Source organism: Massilia sp. PAMC28688, assembly GCF_019443445.1.
Classification (GTDB): domain Bacteria; phylum Pseudomonadota; class Gammaproteobacteria; order Burkholderiales; family Burkholderiaceae_D; genus Telluria_A.
In genome coordinates, this window is record NZ_CP080378.1 from 5319211 (window position 1) to 5339039 (window position 19829).

General features: G+C 60.2%; 10 protein-coding genes and 1 pseudogene. 7 read left to right on the forward strand and 4 right to left on the reverse strand.

The window, feature by feature from the left end; genetic code table 11:
• Nucleotides 1-35 precede the first annotated feature (35 nt).
• Complete coding sequence (locus KY495_RS23350) at nt 36-7025, reverse strand: carboxypeptidase regulatory-like domain-containing protein (protein WP_219881650.1); 6990 nt, start codon at nt 7023-7025, stop codon at nt 36-38.
• 426 nt (nt 7026-7451) lie between these two features.
• On the opposite strand from KY495_RS23350, the gene KY495_RS23355 reads away from it, so the two are divergent.
• On the forward strand, nt 7452-7850 hold the full coding sequence (locus KY495_RS23355) for a hypothetical protein (protein ID WP_219881651.1): 399 nt from the start codon (nt 7452-7454) through the stop codon (nt 7848-7850).
• 53 nt (nt 7851-7903) lie between these two features.
• Here the strand turns inward: KY495_RS23355 and KY495_RS23360 are convergent, their stop codons facing one another.
• Both KY495_RS23360 and KY495_RS23365 read right to left on the reverse strand, forming a co-directional pair.
• Entirely contained in the window at nt 7904-8641 is a 738-nt protein-coding gene (locus tag KY495_RS23360; RefSeq protein WP_219881652.1) for a hypothetical protein, read from the reverse strand.
• Nucleotides 8642-8734: 93 nt separating this feature from the next.
• On the reverse strand, nt 8735-11680 hold the full coding sequence (locus KY495_RS23365; protein ID WP_219881653.1) for a type VI secretion system Vgr family protein: 2946 nt from the start codon (nt 11678-11680) through the stop codon (nt 8735-8737).
• 166 nt (nt 11681-11846) lie between these two features.
• Here KY495_RS23365 and KY495_RS23370 point away from each other — a divergent pair, with 166 nt between their 5' ends.
• The 3 genes from KY495_RS23370 (at nt 11847) to KY495_RS23380 (ending at nt 14300) form a co-directional block, all read left to right on the forward strand.
• A complete protein-coding gene (locus KY495_RS23370; protein ID WP_267876182.1) occupies nt 11847-12074 on the forward strand; it encodes an SUMF1/EgtB/PvdO family nonheme iron enzyme in 228 nt (75 codons plus the stop codon).
• A gap of 145 nt (nt 12075-12219) precedes the next feature.
• Nucleotides 12220-13218 (forward strand): SUMF1/EgtB/PvdO family nonheme iron enzyme, encoded by a 999-nt coding sequence (locus tag KY495_RS23375; protein ID WP_219881655.1) that lies wholly within the window; start codon nt 12220-12222, stop codon nt 13216-13218.
• A 149-nt stretch (nt 13219-13367) separates the two neighbouring features.
• Complete coding sequence (locus KY495_RS23380; protein WP_219881656.1) at nt 13368-14300, forward strand: SUMF1/EgtB/PvdO family nonheme iron enzyme; 933 nt, start codon at nt 13368-13370, stop codon at nt 14298-14300.
• A 36-nt stretch (nt 14301-14336) separates the two neighbouring features.
• On the opposite strand, the gene KY495_RS23385 is transcribed toward KY495_RS23380, so the two are convergent.
• The gene (locus KY495_RS23385) at nt 14337-16670 is read right to left on the reverse strand and encodes a hypothetical protein (protein ID WP_219881657.1); all 2334 of its coding nucleotides are present in this window, start codon (nt 16668-16670) and stop codon (nt 14337-14339) included.
• A gap of 552 nt (nt 16671-17222) precedes the next feature.
• On the opposite strand from KY495_RS23385, the pseudogene KY495_RS24185 reads away from it, so the two are divergent.
• The 3 genes and pseudogenes from KY495_RS24185 to KY495_RS23395 all read left to right on the forward strand — a co-directional run.
• Nucleotides 17223-17367, forward strand: a pseudogene (locus KY495_RS24185) (transposase); the annotation flags it as partial.
• An 11-nt stretch (nt 17368-17378) separates the two neighbouring features.
• Nucleotides 17379-17714, forward strand: coding sequence for a hypothetical protein (locus KY495_RS23390; protein WP_229518434.1), 336 nt, complete (start codon nt 17379-17381; stop codon nt 17712-17714).
• A 352-nt stretch (nt 17715-18066) separates the two neighbouring features.
• Nucleotides 18067-19119 carry a DUF2806 domain-containing protein gene (locus KY495_RS23395; RefSeq protein WP_219881659.1) on the forward strand — a complete coding sequence of 351 codons (1053 nt, stop codon included), beginning with the start codon at nt 18067-18069 and terminating at the stop codon, nt 19117-19119.
• The last annotated feature ends 710 nt before the right edge of the window (nt 19120-19829 follow it).

The following is a 19829-nucleotide window of genomic DNA, read 5'->3' on the forward strand; positions in this document are numbered from 1 at the left end:
TGAAATGTGCTTTTTCGCCCCGGCCGGCTTCGGTATTACTGCGCGGCGCTCCAGCGCCATTGCGCTTCGCGCAGGATGCGGTCAATGTCCAGACGCGCCGCCGTCGTATCGACCGCTGACAGGCTCTCGAGCATGTCGGTGACCTGCAGCAGACCCTGGATGGCCGTGTCGTAACCGCTCGCCGTGTTGCGATTAAAGGCGAGCATGGCAGCGTCGAACTGCGCCAGTGCGCGGTCACGCACCCGGCGATCCGGCGTGCGGGCGATCACCAGGGCGCCAATGGCCGTCTTGACGTTCACTGCCGTCTGGCTGGCAGGCTTCACGGTGAAACCCTGGGTCAGCGTCGGTCCATATTTAGTCGCCACGCCATTGACCACGGAGCTGACCACCGTGTCGATGGCATGGGCGCCGGCGGTGGCCGGGGCCCGCAGCGACAGATACAGGTCGGTGTTCTGATCCTTGCCCAGCGTGAAGCGCCACTGTGCACTGTGGCTGTTGGCATCGTAGCTGCCAGGGGCGCTGGCGTTCAGGTACGCGGCACCGGCCGGCAGGCTGCTGTCGACTGCCAGATCGGTGGCGCCGGCCAGGTTGCCAATGCTGGTACGCAGGCGAACCATGCCGCCCGGGGTCACAACCTGCGACTGGCCCGGCAGGACGGCCCTGAGCGTGGTACCGAGCACCGGCAGCCATTGATCGTGCGCTTCCAGGCTGCGCGCCAGGTCAAAAGCGAACAGCACCGCCTGGCCACTGCCGTAGGCATTGCTGGCAATGGCCACACCGCCCGCTTGCGGATGGCGGCCGTCAAACACGGCCTGCAGCCTGCTGTCGACCAGTTCGGGCTTCTGCGCGCGGCCTACAGTGTTAAGGCGCTGCGAGGTGTACCACGGACCGGTCAGCTCGACCGGCAGATCGGTTTCGCCGATCTTGCCCTGGTACTTGACGCCGACGACGGTGTTGAGCACCTTGTTGCGCGAATCATGCACGCCGTCAAGGATCAGGCCATCGCCGCTGAAGACCGCTTCACGCACTTCCACCGGCAGGTCGTCGTGCAGCTTGTCCTGCTTGCCCGAGATCCAGTAGGTGTTGTACAGGCCACTGCGCAGTTCACGCCTGAACGCTTCCTCGCTGGTGACGATGGTGTGTGCCATGCCGAGCGTGGTCAGCGCTTCATCAATGGTGCGCGAGCGCTGGGTTTCGCACACGGGCGGCTGGCCGTTGGGGCCAACAGCATCATGCTCACCATCGTTGCACGACACCAGTACCAGAATCCGGCTGCCGCTGGCAAAGGCCTGCTTGATATCGAGCTTGACGGCCTGGTCGACCAGCATGAAATCATCCTGGGCCAGCAGCAGTGGCTTGCCGGCAACGGTGGCGGACAGCGCCGCGGTGAAGCGGGATCCGACAGTACCGGCTCCGATCCAGTTGCGGCCAAATTCATGGCGCGCGCCGGTGGCCACGGTCTGCACCTCGTTCAGCTCGGCCACCACCTGCTTGCTCGCCATGTCAATGATGCGAATCGACAGCGGCAGGTCGGCCAGCGCGGCGTTGCCGCTGTTGGTGGCGCTCGCTGCCATGGCCAGCGAAGCGCCCAGCTGGAGCTGCTTGGTGCTCAGGCCCAGGGCGCCGCTCAGGCCCACGCCGCTGGCATCGCTCGATGCGACCGCAAACTGCGTGCTGGCGGCCGCCAGGACCTTGCCATCGGCGCCGGTGAACGACAGCGCAGCCATGTAATTGCCTGCCATGCCGGGACGCAGCGGCAAGCTGTAGCCGTAGTCGCGCGACTGGCCCTGGGCCAGCTGCGCCAGCTTCTCGGTCCTGCTCAGCACAACGTCGCCGGCAGGATTGCGCACCGTGGTCGTCACGCTGGCGTTATTGATATCGCTGTTCTGGGCGATATTGCTCAGGCGTTCCTTCAGCTGCACGGTGGCGAACGGCTGGTAGACCAGCTTGTCGGCAGCCAGGGTGGCGGTGGCAACCGGGGTGCCGGCCGCCGCGCCAAGGATCGCGAACTGGGTCTGGGCGGTGCCGATCTGGCGGCCCTGCTCGTCGAGCAGCGTGGCCAGCACGATGTAGCCAGGGCGCTCCGGATAGGCACCGGTGTTCCAGTAGGCGTCGAGCCTGACGCTGGCGCCGCTCGCCAAGCCATTGAACGGTTCCTCGGCCAGCATCGTGATCAGGGTACGGTCTGGCGCATACACGCCGAGCGTCACGCGCCCTGCCGTCAGGGTACCGCCGCTATTGGTGACCTGGCCGGTGATGTCGACCATGGTGTGCGCCGGGTAGGCCGGCTTGTCGGTCGTGACACCCAGGTCCAGGAAGCTCGATGCCTTGACGCTCGGCACATCGATCGGCGCATTCACCATACCGCCCGTGAACGAATTCTTGAACGTCATATGGGCGTCGGTCGAGACGGCGCGCGTTTCGCCGAGCTGCATGTCGATCAGGCTCAGGTCGTAGCTGAGCGAACGGTCAGCGCTGGTCACACCGGTCAGCTGCCACTGGTAGGTGGACGAACCGTCGGGATTGGCTGCGGTCGCGGTCGGCACCAGATCAGGATTGCTCATCTTGACGTTGGCCGGGAAGGTCACGCTCAGGTCGGTGTCGATGCCACCCAGGCGGTTCAATATCACGGGCAGCCAGATCGACACCCAGGTCGTCGCTGCCAGGCGGGTGCCGAACAGCCCATTTTCGCTGGTCCATGATCCGTCCGCCTGCTGGCGTGCCAGCAGCCACTGCACCGCGCTGCGGATATAAGGGTCGCTCGGCGAGGGATTGAGGTAATCGAGGGCATAGCCGACGTGAGCGGTAACGAACGAGTCGCCCGTGTGGTTGGCGGTCACGCCCCAGCTGCCGTCGGCCCGCTGCCGCTGGCGCAAGGTCGCGGCGATGGCTTTCATTTTCGTTTCCAGCGCGGTGCGGCGCTCGGTGTCGTTGGCGTAGAAGCGTGCCGACTCACCCAGGCCCATCAGCTGGTGGGCCTGCACCAGCGTGTCGCTGCTGGTCAGGCTCTGGTTCTGCATGTACACCGTCGCCTTGTCGATCATGTCGGCCAGCTTGGTACGGCGCGCAGCCACGTCAAGTTCCTGCGCCTGCATTTGCCGCATGCCGATCGCGTTGTAGTTGACCGAGATGATCCGGCCGTCGGCCAGCACCACGTGGCCGGTGCCGACGTTGGTGTTGAGCTTGTCTGCGCGTTCGCGCAGCAGCGTGTCGCCCTTCCACTTGTCATTGATGCGCCAGGTGCCGCTGGTGGTGCCCAGCATCCAGCCGCCGTCATAGGCAAACAGGTCGCGCGGATAGCCGTCGAATACGGTGTCGGTGATGACGATATCCACAGTGCGGTCCTCCTTGACGCGGAAAACCTTGCGTGCATAGTACGACAGCACCAGCAGCTCGCCGCTTGGCGAGAACAGGATGCGGTCCGGATTCTGGAAGACCGGGTTGTGGAGCCACACTTCGGGCACGAACGAGGCATCCAGACGCGTGATGTTGTTGCCAGCATAGTCGTTCGCATACAAGGTGCCATCGGGCGCATAGGCCAGCATTTCGAGCGAGCCACGGCTGTTGAGCTTGGTCGAGACATTGCCCGTGCTTAGGCGGAAGACGCCGCTGGTGGTGCACACGAGCATACCGCCGCCGCTGCGCGCCTCCAGCAGACCGCGCGGGTCGCTCAGGCCAGTCCAGCTTTCGCCGAGGCTGCCGTCGGGCTTGTACTGCTGGACCTTGCCCTGCCCCATCATGGACACGTAGAAATTGCCGGCCTGATCGGTGGCGATGTTGCCGCGGCTTCGGAACTGCTGCTCGGGCAGATAAGGGGTAACGGGATAGGCTTTGAGCGCGGCAGCAGGTACCTGGGTCAGGGCTGCATGCAGGCCGACCAGGCTCTTCAGATTAAGAGCGGTGTGATCCACGGGGTGCGTATAGCCGCCCAGCCATGGGTGCGCCACCGGCCAGCTGCCGTTCGATTGCTGGATGGTCGCGAGGTAGTCGGCGCCCTTGTTAATTGCGGTAATGCTCGCGGCCTTGTCGGTCCAGGCATCGAGCGACCACATGGCCAGCATGCTGGAGGTCCCCGCATAGCCTGGATGGCTGTCGAAGAACGCGCCGCTTGCCTGCTGGCGGCTCTTGACGAGGTTGTACAGCGCGCTGCGCTCGGCTGGATTGAAGGTGGCATGCAGGCGATTGGTTTCGCCGCCCACCAGTGCCTGGGTCTGGATATGGCAGCCGATGCAATTGCCCTGTCGGACCGTCCAGTTCACCGCTTCGCGGTCGTTGTAAGTGACCGATTTTTGAATTGCCGCCTTGACCAGGGGCGCCAGCGGATCGGACAGGGTGCCATTGACGATGTCGGCGCCATTGAGCTTGATGGTGCCACGTACCGACTGGGTACCGGCCGGCACCACCACCTTGCTGGCGGTGTACTTGGCGGTGACCGCATTGCCAACGTACAGGGTCGACGTCAGCTTGCCAAGCGCAGGGTCGGCCGCGCTCAGCTCGAGCCGGTAGTTACCCCCCTTGGCCGGGGTCCAGTCCGAGAACGCCAGCGTCTCCAGGGCGCTCACGGCAAGCGCCCCACCTGCTGCCTGTTCGGTATGAACCACGCTGGCGTCGGCCACGTCGATCACCGACAGAATGTACGACTGGGCCGCAATCGGCTGGTTGCCCTTGTTCTGCACCACGGCCGACAGCTTGACCGGCGTGCTGGTGCCAGACTGCAGCACAGGTGGATTGGCCGTGATGGTGCCGCCGAAAGCGGACTTGCCGGTGACGGCCACCGCGCCCACGCGTTCTATCAGGAGCACGCCTTGCGGAGTAGCTTGCTGCAGGCTGCCAGCTTCCAGCAAACGTACATGCAGGCTGTAGCTGCCGGGCGGGTGCTGGGCCGAGTTCCACACCAGGCGCACGACCTGCTGGGCCCCGGCCGCCAGCGTGGTCTGGCCAATCAGATTGCCCTCGGTATCAAATGCCGTACCGGTACCGATCACTTTCTGATTCTGGTCACGCACCTGCAGCTGGATGACGGCAGTGGCACTGGCGTCGCCCGCGTTGGCAATACTGGTATTGACCGTAATGTCGCTGGCGCTGCCCACGCTCGCCGGCGTCACGTCGAGCGTACCAATGGTGAACTGGCCCACGCCTTGCGAGGCGAGCGTGAAGTCCTGCAGCAGCTCGGTCGGACCCGACGCCTGGAGCGTCACGGCCTGCGAGTTGTAGCCACTGGCACTGGCGCGCAGCGCAAACGTCAAGCCGCTCAGGTTCTCGATCCGGTAGCTGCCGTCGGCCGCCGTGGTGGCGATGGCAGCGGTGCCCGTCAGCTGGACGCTGGCCCCGGCAATGCCCTCGCCGCTGGCATTGATGACGCGCCCCTTGACGGCACTGCTGGTGCGCTGCTGAGTCATGCTCACCACGCCGGCGTTCATGATGCTGCCTGCGGGGCCGACGAAGCGCTGGGTCACGCCGTTGTAGCCGGCCAGCGAGAAGGCGGCGCTGTAGCTGCCGGGATTGAGCGTGATCGAGAACTGGCCATTGCCGTCGCTGCTGGTATTGAAAACCGAGGTGCCGTCGGACAGTTCGACGCTGACGCCAGCCAGTGGCGCGACAGTACCGGCAGCGACCACCTGGCCCTGATAGCGCACGGTGCCCGATGGCGTTTCGGAAGCTGGATACAGGGCTGGCGAAAAGCTCAGCGCCTGGCCGGCGGCGATCACCGCGCTGCCCGATACGGTCTGATAACCGGAGGCGCTGGCACTGACCGACACGGTACCCGGCGTCACGCCCACCAGCTCGTAGCGGCCGGCGGCGTCACTGACAGCGGTGATCGGCGGCACGCCGTCAACGGTGATGGTCACGCCAGCCAGTGGAGCACCGCTGGCCCCAACGGTCACCTGGCCGCGCACGATGCCGGCGGTGGTGAGCTGGGTCAGGCCGACGGTGCCCGCATCGAGGGTTTGCCCGAGGACGATGCTGGCCGAGGCGATGGCACCGGTGTAGCCGGTGCGCGCATAGGTGATGCGATAGCTGCCCGCGGTCAGGTTGGGGACGGAAAACGTACCCTGCACGTCGCTGTTGACGGTACGGCTTTCGGCGCCGGAGAGGGTGATGGTGACGCCGGCGAGCGGCAGGCCACTGCCCTGATCAATGACGCGGCCCTGCACCACGCCGCCGCCGGTGGGCGGCAGTGACTGCTGGCCGGAGATGGCCCGCAGCACCAGCGCGGTCAAATAGGGATCCTTGTCCCAGCTGCCATCGGCAGCCTGGCGCGCGAGCAGGAAATTGCGGCCGGCCGTGCGCACGGCCGCATCTGCGGTAACGGGGGAAACGGCCGCCAGCGACAGCGCTGAAAGATAGGTGTCTTCCTGCCAGCCGCCATCGGCCCCCTGCTGACGCAGCAGCCAGGAGCTGAGCGAGCGCACCGCGTTGATGCTGGCGCTGTCGGCGGCGGTTTGCAAGGCCAGTAGCGCCATGGCGCTGTTCTGGACCCGGTCCGCATCGCTGCGGCCAGTGATTGCGCCGTCGGCATCGAGCTGGGTCAGCAGCCACGCGCGCGCCGAGGTAGCGCTGGCGGCAGCGCCCATACGAGCCTCTGTCAGGGCCAATACTGCCCAGGCTGTGTCAAGCGCATTGCTGGCATAGCCGGGTGCGCCACCGAAGCCACCATCGCTGTTTTGGCGTTCGATAAGCAGATCGATGTGGACTGTGATGGCGTTACCCGAACCGGCCAGGGCGATAATCTTGCGCGCCAGGTATTCGGTGTTGTTCTCGGGGTCGGCAAGCATGGCGTTGCCCAGGCTCGGAGGCGCAGCGGCGAGCAGCTTGAGCGTCTGCCGCACTTCGGCGCGGTTCTGCTGCTTGGTCGCAATCGACTGGTCGGCGCCTTGCACCTCACCGTCAGCTTGAACCTGGGCCGCAAGCCACGCCAGGCCGCGTGCGATTTCTGGACTTTGCGCCCGCGCGGCAAACAGGACCGACAGCGAGATGGCGAAAAACAGGACGCAGCGCGTCACTATGCGTTGAAATTTTTGCACAGACACTCCGGGACAACAGGGGTTTTGTTGTCGTCGGAACAGTGGCAAAAACGCCGAGCCTATTCAAAAGAACAACGTAATGCGGCAATTGTATCAACGAGGAAATATTTCCAGCAATCTATTTTGCGAGGAAAGCAATCTTTTGTATGATATTTACAACTATTGGATGACAGACGATGACGCGGCCGCTGCTAATGCTTTGTTACTCATGTTCGGGGACCTTGGCGGCTTGCCCAGTTGCGCTCAAAAAGAGAAATTTGCTGGTAGGGCTAGCTGTGAGCTGTCAATGTACTTTCTCACCGTACACGCGACCGTGACATCACAGCAACTGGCGCGTTAATGATGTAATCTGCAAAATGACAAATGCTAAAGCGGCGCAAGGCAAGCAATGGCCCGCTATCTCGCCGAATGAAAGGATTGCTGACAATGAAACGTGCATTTTCGATGGTTGCCCTGGCCCTGACCCTTGGCGGATGTGCCTCTTCCGCAGTTGTCGTCGGAAAGGTTCGCCCGCCTATTGCGGCGTCTCAGGTGAAGCTCTACGTAACCCCGCCGAAAAAGTTTGAGGAAGTGGCTCTATTGCAGTCGAGCAGCCAATTGTCGATGGCTTTTACTGACCAAGCGAAGATGGATGCTGTCATCAACCGACTCAAGGAGGAGGCGGGCAAGGTCGGTGCGAACGGCGTGCTGCTGCGTGGTACGGGCGAGCAGTATGGCGGCAGTGTCGGCGTCGGGACGGGCGGCGGCGGGTTCGGCTTGGGTACAGGAATTGCGATCACGCAGAAGACTGGTACCGGTGTCGCCATCTTCGTGACTGAAGAATAGCTGCTTGCGCTGGATGTCGGGCACATTCGACAAACCAGGCTTGCACCACCCTGTCAGGCTGGCTGCGCTGACAGCAGCGTTTTCACCGGCTTGGGCAAACTGTCGTAGCGCTGCACGGTCGATGGCGCATGGGCCAGATACACGACACGGGTCGACTCGCCCTGATTGAAGTTGCCGACTGGCCCCAGATGAAGCTCGTATTCCTGTCCATCGAAGGCCTGAAACGTCAGGATCACCTGCGACAGGGGTTTCCCACGCCTGCCCAGCCCGGGCAATGGCCGGCGTGAGGAACGCGCTTTGGTGACGATGCCATAGCGAACCACGCGCCAGCTGGCAAGCACAGCACGGACGTAGAACACGGCAGCGACGACACCGATCAGTATCGGGAATAAGCCCACCAGCCACAACCAGTTCGGGATATGCGTTTTTCTCAAGCCAGGAATGCGCGACCACTCTGGATGCCCTGGCACGTATTGCACGCGCAGCGGCGTGGCGGGATCGGGTTCTTCCGCCTGCGTCTTGGTAACGGCGACGTTCTCATACAACACGCCATCGACCACGTAACGGTACTTGAGCTCATAGTAGTAGCGTGTTTTACGCCGCACTAAATTCAGCTCCACGAGTTGACCCATCGCGGCCGGATCGTCGTCCCGGAATTCCCATTCGGTGAAATCGGCGCCGGCCATGAAAGCCAACGACAGACCCAGCCCAACTACAAAGGGGATGACAACCGCCAGCCAGCCTTCCCCGCACATCGACAGGCGTTGACGCAGGGACAGCGAACGGGGCAAGGTTGGAATGGCCGTGGGCCGGACATGCGGAATCATTGTGAGAAAAATGAAATAGGAACAGCCCGGCCGACATCGTCTTTCAGGGCTGCGTCCTTAGTCAAAAAACAGCTCGATCGAATCGGCCTTGTTCTTGAAGATACGCGCAGTTTGGCCATGTTCGTCCGTAATGCCGCGGTATTCCTTGCCGTCACCGGTGACGATGCGGTAGGCAGTGAACGGCATTGGCGTGCCGCTGTGCTCGTCCTTGATCACAAACTGCTCGTCGTATAGTGGCTGTGCCTTCGGCATCTCTGGCGCACCCATGGTGCCGTCGGCCGGGCCGGTCAGTTCCTTCTTGCTGGCTTTGAATTCGATCTTGCCCGGGCCATGCAGCATGATGTTGCCGCCTTCTAGCTTCAGGTAGGCGCCCTGTGCCGTCATCAGCACGTGCTGCTTGGCAGCGACCCTGACCGACTTGGTCACGCTCACCACCTCAACGGCCTTGTCTGCGGTGAGCTTGGTGGCAGCGGAGTTGGCGTGCAGGCTGACCTTGCCACTGGCCGCGTGCAGCTTGATGCCCACTTCCTGATTGGGCTTGTCGGCGCGGCTCGCCTTGCCGTAGGTGAACAGGCTGATACCATCCTTGACCACGCAGTGCGCATTCGCCTGCGAGAGCACATTGATGTCTTCGCCGGCCGTGATGCTGGTGGTGCGCGCGGCGGAAATGACGGCACTGGCAGGCGTTGCGGCGACGATGCCTGCGGGCGCCGACAGCTGCAGATGCGGCGCGCCATATCCCGTAGCCGCGCCATCACCGCCAACCTTGCTGTTCCCCTCGCCTGCCTCGATCTCGTTTTCCAGCACCTTGATGGTGTCGCCGAGGCGGCCCAGGGCGGGCAGCTTGTCCGGCTCCGCCTCACCCTTGAGTTTCGCATTATGATTTTGCGCTGTGGTGGCCATGCTGGTCTGCAGCTCGAGACTGCTCTTGTTCTGTGCCACCGCTTCGCGCGAATCAAGCTGGGTGCCGCTGGCGTTGGGGCGGGCATTGGTGGTGATCAGCATGCCCTTGCCGGCGCGAAGCGCAGCGCTCGCCTCCGTCTTGAGCTCGGCGCCGAAGCCCGCGGCCGCAAGCCGCTGGTTGTCGGTCTGGTGACGCAGATGGCCTAGGTTCAGTTCATCGTTGCCCTTGTGCGCCGATGCGTGACGCTGCAAGGACATGCGCGACTGGCCGGGACTGTCGTCCATGACCAGCTGGTTGTAGGCACCGGCGCCGGTCTGGCTGGTCGCCATCGCCTGCGTCTTGATGCCCGACAGAACCGCAGGATGCGCGTGGCCTTGGCTCTCGCCCGGGAACCACGACGGCGCGTTGCCGGTGCTAAGCCCCGCGCCCTGCGCCACCTGGTTGTGCTGGGCATCCTGTTCGCCGCTACCGTTGTAGAGCGTGCCGATGACGACTGGGCGATCGATGTCGCCTTCGAGGAAATCGACCAGTACTTCCTGGCCGACCCGCGGGAGGGCGTGACTGCCCCAGTTGCTGCCGGCCACCGGGGCCAGCGGCGTTGCCACCCGTACCCACGTGCCGGCGGTATCGTCCGCCGGTGCGCCTGAATGATTCGACGAGTCCGGATGATCGAGGCGGCTGTGGCTTTGTGCGCCGCGCTGCCAGTGGAACTGCACCTTCACGCGGTGATCGCGATCGGTATGGATCACGCTGCCAGCGGGACCGACCACAATGGCGGTCTGCTGGCCGCCCACGACAGGGCGCTGGAACAGCGGCTGGCCCTGGTCGTCAAAGGCACAAGTGCGATACGGCACACTGGCGCGGATGGCGTCAATACGGTTGCGATACAAGGGACGCTCACCGATGTTCGTGCCGACCCGGTGCAGGCTGGCGTTTTCTTCCTGCTCGATCAGCGCTTCGAGAGCGCCGGTCTTGAGCCGGTCGACGATTTCAGCCTTCATGTCGGCGCTCAGGTTGTTGTGCATCAGATGCACCACACGGGTCACGAGGAAGCTGCGCGCATCATCATTGTCAGTCAGATCAAAGCTGGCCTGTCCCTGCAGGGTAAAGGTGGTGCCGGGCGCGAGCGTGCGCACGGTGCCGGCGGCAATGTGCACTTCCTTGCGGGCGTTCAAGCCTTGCAACAGATGGTCGGCAAGGCGCTGGCCTTGCTGGCGCGATTCGTACGCGTACGGTGCCAAACTGTCGGACGCGGTCAGCATGGCCGCGCTGACGTTACTCTCGGCTGCGTTGACGGGCCGATGATCGAGCGCCCGGTAATCCCAGCTGCGCAGGGCCAGCGCGTTGGTCTGCTGGCGGAACTCGGTGCGCCAGCGGTCAAGGCCATCCTCCTTCATCACGGCGCCCGACTGCGTGTAGCGGATCTGTGCCTGCACGTTGGGCTGAAAGCTGGCGTCATGGTCAGCGATGACCATGGTGTGGCGGCCCAGCGAGTCGCTGTCGGCAGCGCCTTCATGCTCGAACCAGTAGAACAGCCCCTCTTCTGCCATCAGTCGGGCGATGAAATCGAAATTGCTTTCCTGGTACTGCGTAACGAGGCTGCGCACGGGATACACCGCTCGGTCGGCGATATCGAAGCGCCAGGACGGCGCCAGGCGCCCCTTGCCTTCGTACTCGCGCAGGATCGCGTCGATGATGTCGAACACCGTCACGTCCTGGAACACGCGGCTGTCGCGGCCCAGTTTCAGGAAACTGGTAAACGGCGACAGCGTCAGCGAATAGCGCGCGAGGCCGCCGTTGGCCCCACAGTGCTCGACAGCAGTGAGGTAGCCATGGAAGGGGCGCAGGTCATCACGGCTGTGGGCGGTCATCAGCTCCAGCAGCGCGGGCTGGCCGAGCAGCGAGCCGAGCTTGATGCCGGCATCGGTGGACAAGGCGCTGATGGTGAACTCGAATCCCTGACCAATGCCCTCTTCTCCGCGCACGCATTCGGCCAGCAGGGCATCGCGCCCCAGCGGGGTGGTCAGGTGCAGGATGCGCGTCGCCTGCGAGAATTGCGGGACCAGTGCCTGCAGGATGTCGGATGCCGTGAATGCCATGATGTGTCTTTAGTGTTCCTGCGCGAAAAAAGCTTAACGGGTTCAATTTATGCAATATTATAGTATTTGAAACATACTGGCCGAATTCTCTGGCGCATTTATCGCTCGGCTGCATTTACGAGCACTGTGATCCACAACGAATCTGGCAAACAAAACCCACAGTCAGCTGGTCGCGATCAAGGGCGGCACGTTCAAAATGGGCGACTTCGGCGAAACGCACTCAGAGGAAAAGCTGCCCTACACCCGCGAGTTTGACGACGGCCCGGTCCACGACGTGACGCTCGACGATTTTTCGATGAGCAAGCACAAGGTGACCGTAGGCGATTATGACGTGTACACGGCCGCAAACGGCTTACAAGGCGGTTACCTTGGCTCAAATCAAAGCGCGAGGTGACAAAATGGCGCGTTCGCACTCTAAAATCACCCAGATGGCGTGGACTAACGAGATGCAAAAAACTATTGTCAGTGGATAGGCAAGCTTGGCAAGACTTGACGTTTGCCCGCAACAGCCGGGAACCCGCGCTCAAGGATAGCAAGGCGTGATCACCGACCGCACGTACGGCTTTCGCTGCGTAGTGCGGCTTGCAAAAAAACTTAAGCTTGAATCGGTCATGACTGCACATTACTACACCCTCACCACGTCGGCTATGACTGGCGTTCTCGCCCTATCCTGCGGCCTCGCTGCCTGCCAGACGAAGGCACCCGAGGCGCCAAAAGCATCGGTCGCTGATCTCGCAAACAAAACCCGCAGCCAGCTCGTGGCGATTAAAGGTGGATCGTTCAAGATGGGGGACTTTGGCGACACACACTCGGAAGATGAATTGCCTTATACCGGCGAACTTGATGACGGCCCCGTACACGAAGTAAAACTCGGCGATTTTTTCATGAGCAGGTACAAAGTGACGGTCGGCGATTACGACGTGTACACGGCGGCGAACGGATTGCCCGGCGCTTACCTGGGGCCAAATCCGAGTGGGAGCGACATAAGGGCGCGTGCCCATCCCAAAATTGCCATGATGCCCGTTGGGGTTGACTGGCAGGACGCCAAAAACTATTGTCAGTGGATCGGCAAGCAGATCGGCCTAGATATGGATCTGCCGACCGAAGCCGAATGGGAATACGCTGCGCGGGCGCGCGGCAAGGAAATGATTTTCGCTACTAACAACGGTGAAGACCAGCCAGGCGTGAACTTCGCGAGCTTCGATCAGATGGAAGCTACTAACGCTGCGACGGGCGACATGCCGGTCGGACTGTACCCGCCCACTCCGCTCGGGCTGTATGACATGGCATCCAACGGCTATGACTGGACCAACGACTGGTATGACAAGGATTACTATGCACATTCACCTGTCGATAACCCAAAAGGCCCGCCAACAGGCACCCGCAAAGTGATTCGCGGCTCGCATAACGGACCCGACCACGCAGCAATGACATTCGCTCGCAACAGCCGCGAGCCGGCTCTAAAAGATAGAAAAGGCGGGGTTACCAAGCGCTCGTATGGATTCCGCTGCGTAGCACGGCCTGCCGTAATGCGGTAAGCGTGCGCCTGGATCAAGGGCGCAGTGGGCAACTTCAATCAAGCATAGTTGGGGAACTCGTGCATGAACACAAGTGGTGTGATAATGCCTGAACAATCTTGCCACAAACGCTCTTCCTTATTCAAAAATCGCTACGTTTGGACCTGCACATGACCTTCACTCGACACTCTTACACCCGCACCACGTCGGCCATTACTGGCGTTCTCGCCCTCGCCTGCGGCCTCGCTGCATGCCAAGCGAAGGCACCCGAGGCGCCGAAAGCATCGGTGGCCGATCTCGCAAACAAAACCCGCAGCCAGCTCGTGGCGATTAAAGGTGGATCGTTCAAGATGGGGGACTTTGGCGACACACACTCGGAAGAGAAACTGCCTTACACCGGCGAACTCGATGACGGCCCAGTGCACGAAGTCAAACTCGACGATTTTTCCATGAGCAAGTACAAAGTGACGGTCGGCGATTACGACGTGTACACAGCGGCGAACGGATTGCCTAGCGCTTATATGGGCCCGAATCAGCGTGCAACCGACATAATGGCGCGTGAGCATCCCAAAATTGCCATGATGCCCGTTGGGGTCGACTGGCAGGATGCCAAAAACTATTGTCAGTGGATCGGCAAGCAGATCGGCCTGAATATGGATCTGCCAACAGAAGCCGAATGGGAGTACGCTGCTCGCGCGCGCGGCAAGGAAATGATTTTCGCTACCAACAACGGTGAAGACCAGCCTGGCGTGAATTTCGCGAGCTTCGCTCAGATGCAAGCTACCAACGCTGCGACGCGCGACATGCCGGTCGGAATGTACCCGCCCACTCCGCTCGGGCTATATGACATGGCGTCCAACGGCTACGACTGGACCAACGACTGGTATGACAAGGATTACTATTCGAAGTCACCTGTCGATAACCCACAAGGCCCGCCCACAGGCACTCGCAAAGTGATTCGCGGCTCGCATAACGGACCCGACCACGCAGCAATGACATTCGCTCGCAACAGCCGCGAGCCGGCGCTACGAGACAGCAAAGGCGCCGTCACCAACCGTTCATATGGATTTCGCTGCGTAGCACGGCCTGTTGGGAAACGGTAAGCGTGCGCCGGGAGCAAAGCCAAGCGGGCAATTTAATCAAGCATAAGTGCTGATATCCATGCTGGACAGAGGGTGGATCGCCGCCATTGCATAGTGCGGATTATCCTCGGAGTTCATCTCGTACATCATGGTGTTGTTGGCGGCAAATGCGTAGCCACGCGCCGGTGCATCATGCAGGCGCGCCTTGATCCGTTCCAGATCGTCATCCATGTCACGATAACCCAGCTTCATGAACTTCTCGACAGTGCCATAGTGGCTGCCATCGATCCGCTCGCCGCGTGGATGCATGTGCTGGAACACGTTATTCCATTCGCGCGTCGTCTGCACCCACTGCAAGACGCGTAGCACCGCTTTTTTGCGGTTATGAAATGCATCGGCCTTCTGATAGTTGTCAGGGTTAACCCAGTCGGTCTTGTCGTGACGCGTGAGCTGATAGAGCAGCATGCCCTTGGTTTCCGGAGTCGCCCGGCGCAGCATTGAATCATCGGTCAGGATCCTGGTAGCCAGGGCATCCCGTGCTTCAGTCTTGTCCATGATGCGTAAAACAACGCCGACCTCGTCGGCAATCTGTTGAGACGTATATTTCATGAAGTCAGCCGCCTGTTTGCCACTCTGAATGACTAGGAATTGAATGTTCTGCAGCGCATTAAACGCATCCCGCGAGATAAACGCCAAAAACTCGTAATTGGCGCAGTAAAGCTGGTAAACGACCCAGCAAATAAACTTTCCGATCAGCAGCGCATCCGTTTCACAACCAATCTTGCCACGGGCCCCAGGGCCCAGGCAAAGGCTGGCTTGAAATATCATGACGAATTTCCCGTTGTTATAGGTAATCTCAAGCTTGAGCGACCCGCCGATGCCAGCCATGGCCGAGACAGCCGGAGCGAGCTTGATAAAGTCTTTGTGCTCTGGTTCTTTTTCCTTGTCCTCAGGGTCCAGCCACTGCAAGGCGCCCGTTATTTCCACGTCCGCCTTGACGCCGGCAAACGCCCCGACATCCACCTTAGCCGGTGTGATCTTCGTCTTTTCCGCGACCTGCGGCCCACCTGCTGGATTAATGGTTGGCGGCGGTGCGCCCGGGGTAGTCACGCCTTTCATCGCGATTTTCAACTTGCTGCATTCAATTTCAGACGACAATTCACCCACAACGCTGGCGCCGGCGACCCCGGTGAGCACCGCTTCAATCTTGGCGCGGATCGAGCCCAACGGATAGACCTTGCCCGTGGTCGGGCTCGTAAAATGCAGCAACCAGCCGACACGGTGCGGCGCATAAAAGGCAATCGCAGCCTTGCCTTCAGCGACCGCGAATTCCGCTCTCCCCTCAACCTTCAAGCCTAACTTGCCGCCGCTGGGGTCGTAGACCCCGGCGGCGCCAACGCCTGCCATATAGCGCATGGTCTGCGCCTCCCGGCTGGTGTCGATACGGTCCTCGCCGTAGCCGTTCAGGCCTTTGTCTTTCTTCTTGTAGTTCCACGACAGGGCCCAATCCTCGATGATGCCATTGAAACTCGCGTCGTCGAACTTGATGAACTCTGCCTTGATCTCCGGCTTGATAGCTGAGATCTGCTTCATCATCTTTTTATGGTCGAGTGTCCGCCTGCCGGTTGCCGGATCGCGCGCGAAGATGCTGTCATTCTCGTGCGACTGACTGCCGGCGACATTGCGGCGCTGGGATGAGGCCGAGGCACGCTCGCGGTCGATAGGAAAGGCGCGCCAGCCCTGGACTCCAGGATGGTTCGACTTTACATGCACAATCTTGCGGTTAAATTGCTTTCCCTTGCCATTCGGACCGCCGGGGGCGATGGGGAGCAACTCCATGAGGGTGGTGCCGTTGGCATCGAGCTTGGCCAGCTCCAAGTCCTTCGTTTTTTCCATGAAAATAGCATGTACCTTTTCCAGGAACTGCTGCGCACGCTCGTACAATGTGATGGATTTCTGAACCTTCTGGGGATCTCTGCTCTTTACAGCTTCGCCGTAAGCCTCGACCGATTTCGTGACCTTTTCGTTGGCGTCCTGCAGATTTTGCACGATCTGCGCCATCTCGAGCGCGTGCGCCTGCAGCGGGCCCGCCAGTTTCTCCGGGACGCAAATAACTTCGGCCGTCTCTGGCCGGAAGTAGAACTGGCAGGCCTGAACCTTCACCTCTATCTGGCTTTGCCCGGTCGTATTAGTTTTTCCCTGAGCGGCGGGAACAGGTGCGGGGGAAGCAGATTCGGCCATATGAGTTCCAGATAGTGAGACGCAGGTGTGCAACATGTATTCGGACGCAACAATATCATAAGCGCAATACAGAATTCCACTGCCGAAACTTGTAAGGGCGAAGATTTGCAGATTAGTTACGCGCACGACCACCATTGCGACGGAATTCAACAAAGCAATCCGCCGAGGTCATAATGATTTTTATGAAAACACCATTGCCTTACCCCATTGCCTTTACCGCGCTATCCCTCACTGCTCAGTAGTGCCTGCGTCGCAGTGCCGGACTTTTCTAATGCCGAGAAACTGCGCATACTAGCCGCCCCCGACTCCCGGTGGCACCGGCCACATCAGTGCTGCTGCAAGCAGCCCCCTACCGTCCCGCCCGTGTCCGGATGGAGCCACTGAGCCTGTCGAACCCTTCAACCAAAACGGCGATGGAGCTGGAAATGGTGGTCACATCCTAAGACTGGAATGTATGATGTTAGTTTTTCCGCAATACCATACAGCCGTGACGACTGTTTCGCCGCCCCCGCGCACAGTGACCAGGCGCGACAAATGGACGCTGCTGACGAGCCGCTCCATTGTTCATATCAGCTACTACGTGTTCTTCATTGCCTTCGTCATTGGCCTGACAATGCTCACAGGGGCGGAGGTGAGATAGCCCCCTGAGTGACCAGACACAATCTATGCGCTATTCTTACGGATAGGAATAAGACTGTGCATATGACTAGAAACAAGCAAACAATCGAAGTAGTGACGGTGAGCGAAGAGCGCCGCCGTCGTTGGTCACCAGCGGAGAAAGCAGCCCTGGTGCGGGAAAACCTACGAGCCTGGCAGCAGCGTGTCGAGGGGTACGGCACGGCGGGAGCGCCGGCGTGGATGCTGATCTTTCCAGGCTTAATACTGGCCTTGGCCTTGAAGATGGTGCACAGCGGCTATCGTGAAATGCAGTGCGAGATGCGGCCGATCACCGGCGGAATCGTGACGCCGGCCGTTTTGGTGAGGAACGCAACGGACGCCATCAGGCTGCAGTTCACGCTGTCCGACGGCACCCTGCATAGTCTGGTGCCGGACGCGGCCGCGTTAAAAATGAAACCGGGCCGGCAGGTGGAAATCATCTACTTGCCAGAGAATCCGGAAGCGGCAGTGCGCGTGCAGGCGATGGAGGAAATGACGCGCGCCATACTGCTGGCGCATCGGGGCGGAAGCTGGTGACGGCTTGAAATACAGAATAGAAGTATTCACTGCCCGCTTCCGAATCTCAAACCGCCCCGCTGTCCTGCCCGTGTCCGGATGTCGGCTCTGACCCGTCGAATCCCCCTTACGGCACCATCCCGGAGGCCGTCACGGATGACGCAGGGGACGGAGGCGGCAATTCAGAATGCGAGTGGTCGATAGCAATGCCAGGACCCCAGGAGCCACACCCCCGTTCCATTACAGAATAGACCATGAGACAAGGGCTTCACCTACAATTCCGATAGTAGACCCCGTCGATTCTGCTCGATGGAGCACACCATGGTAGAGTTGCATACACGTCAATTGATCGTAAGCCAAGCTTGGAGAATAAATGGAAAACCTTCCGGACGAATTTCCAGAAACTGAAGCGCCTCCACCGAGTGCCATGTCAGTGATCGTAGACGCAATAGGCGCATTTCTGGGACATATTCCAGCCGCGCTGAAGCGGAATGTGTTCAAGGCGTTTAATCACATGCTGAAAGTGCCAAACGCGTATCTCGACGGATGGGCCGACGAGGTTCGAGCGACATCCGACGCTCGCATACAGATTACTAAGGCGACGGGAAAAGCACTCGCAAAGGCAGTTGAAGTCGATAGTGCACTTGCACTAACAGCCACGCATACTCACGCTAGTAAAATATTGAGGCAGCAAACGAACGCTGTAAAAGTACTTCAGCATGCTGCGGAGGAAATAAAGTCGACACCACCGTCTGACGACACTGCTACTCCAGATATCAGTGAAGATTGGTTGAACGCGTTCGAAGCAGAAGCCATCAACATGAGCAGCGAGCAAATGCAAAAGTTGTTCGGTAAAATTTTGGCTGGTGAAATGCGGAAGCCGAGCACTTACTCCATACGCACGGTCAGACTATTGGCGCAGCTCGATAACGACGTTGCAGAATCGTTCCGGATGTTCTGCTCAATGGCAAGTGTTCTTCAAGTTGGTGGCCGGGTTGTGGAAGCGCAAATGCTTACACTGGGCAGTAACGACAGCCGAACTCTCGGGACCTACGGCATCACCTACAGCCGCCTGCACCCGCTGATCGAATACGGCCTTGTGTTTAGTACCGACACAGTCAGTCTTCCCTATGAAGTGTGCATTCCCGAGGGTGGAGCCGGTCCTTTGATAGCACTTCGTTATTGCGGCAAAGATTACTTTCTACTACGCTTACCGGAGCAAGATCAACGTGACTTCACCAACTTCCTTCAATCCGGGGTTGGGCTCACGCGCGCTGGCAAAGAGCTATCGAATATAGTGGAATTAGCAGAAAATCCAGAATACACGCGAGCACTCCAAACCCATCTTGCGAAGGCCGGACTCAAAATGACTCCAGTTTCAGAATGCTTGGATATCAAAGTTCCGAAATCGCGGTTCCAAAAATAGAAAGCTGTTGCGGCCATTAAATGGTGGTCAAGCGATCATATTGCGCGGAAGTAGTATCCGCCCCTAAAGTTTACGCGCTGAGCATTGCAGTTTGATGTTTTCGATACGCCGCTCCGTCCGACTGTCTCCCATACGAGTGCGCTCTTGAATAGCAAGTCGGAAAAATTTTTGCCGTTTTGTATTGCGAAAATTTTTTGAGGGTGATGTCTATCAAATGCGTAGTTGGGGCCGGTGGCTTCGCCCCTCCCCGTGGTGGGCTGGTCAGCGCGCTGCGGCCTCAGGCTGATGGGCAAAAGTCTGAGAGCGCCGCATGCGGTGATTTGACTACTTACAGATGAGGGTACGCCACAGTTCAAGTCTGCCATGGGCGTCAGGAATCTCGTTGTGCATTTGACGTGCCCCCCCGCGCCAGGACGTAATTCGATTCATCGGTTTCTCGTGCCAGCCGATATTGAATGTAACTTCATCCGCGAAGGCAAGGTTAGGCGTTGCAAAAAACTCTATGGTGCTCCAACCCGGCAAGTTGTCGTATATCCACCAAGCCACCGACGCAACGTCTGCACTGCCTTCAATTATCTTTTTTGAGATACTAGGCACACTTATACAGGCCGTGGCGCCAAAGCCATTTCCGGTTGTGCTTTCAAAGTCCCAAGTATGCGCACGTAAGCGTGACGCCAGCACCGTCTGGACGCAAGTAGGCATGCCCGCCA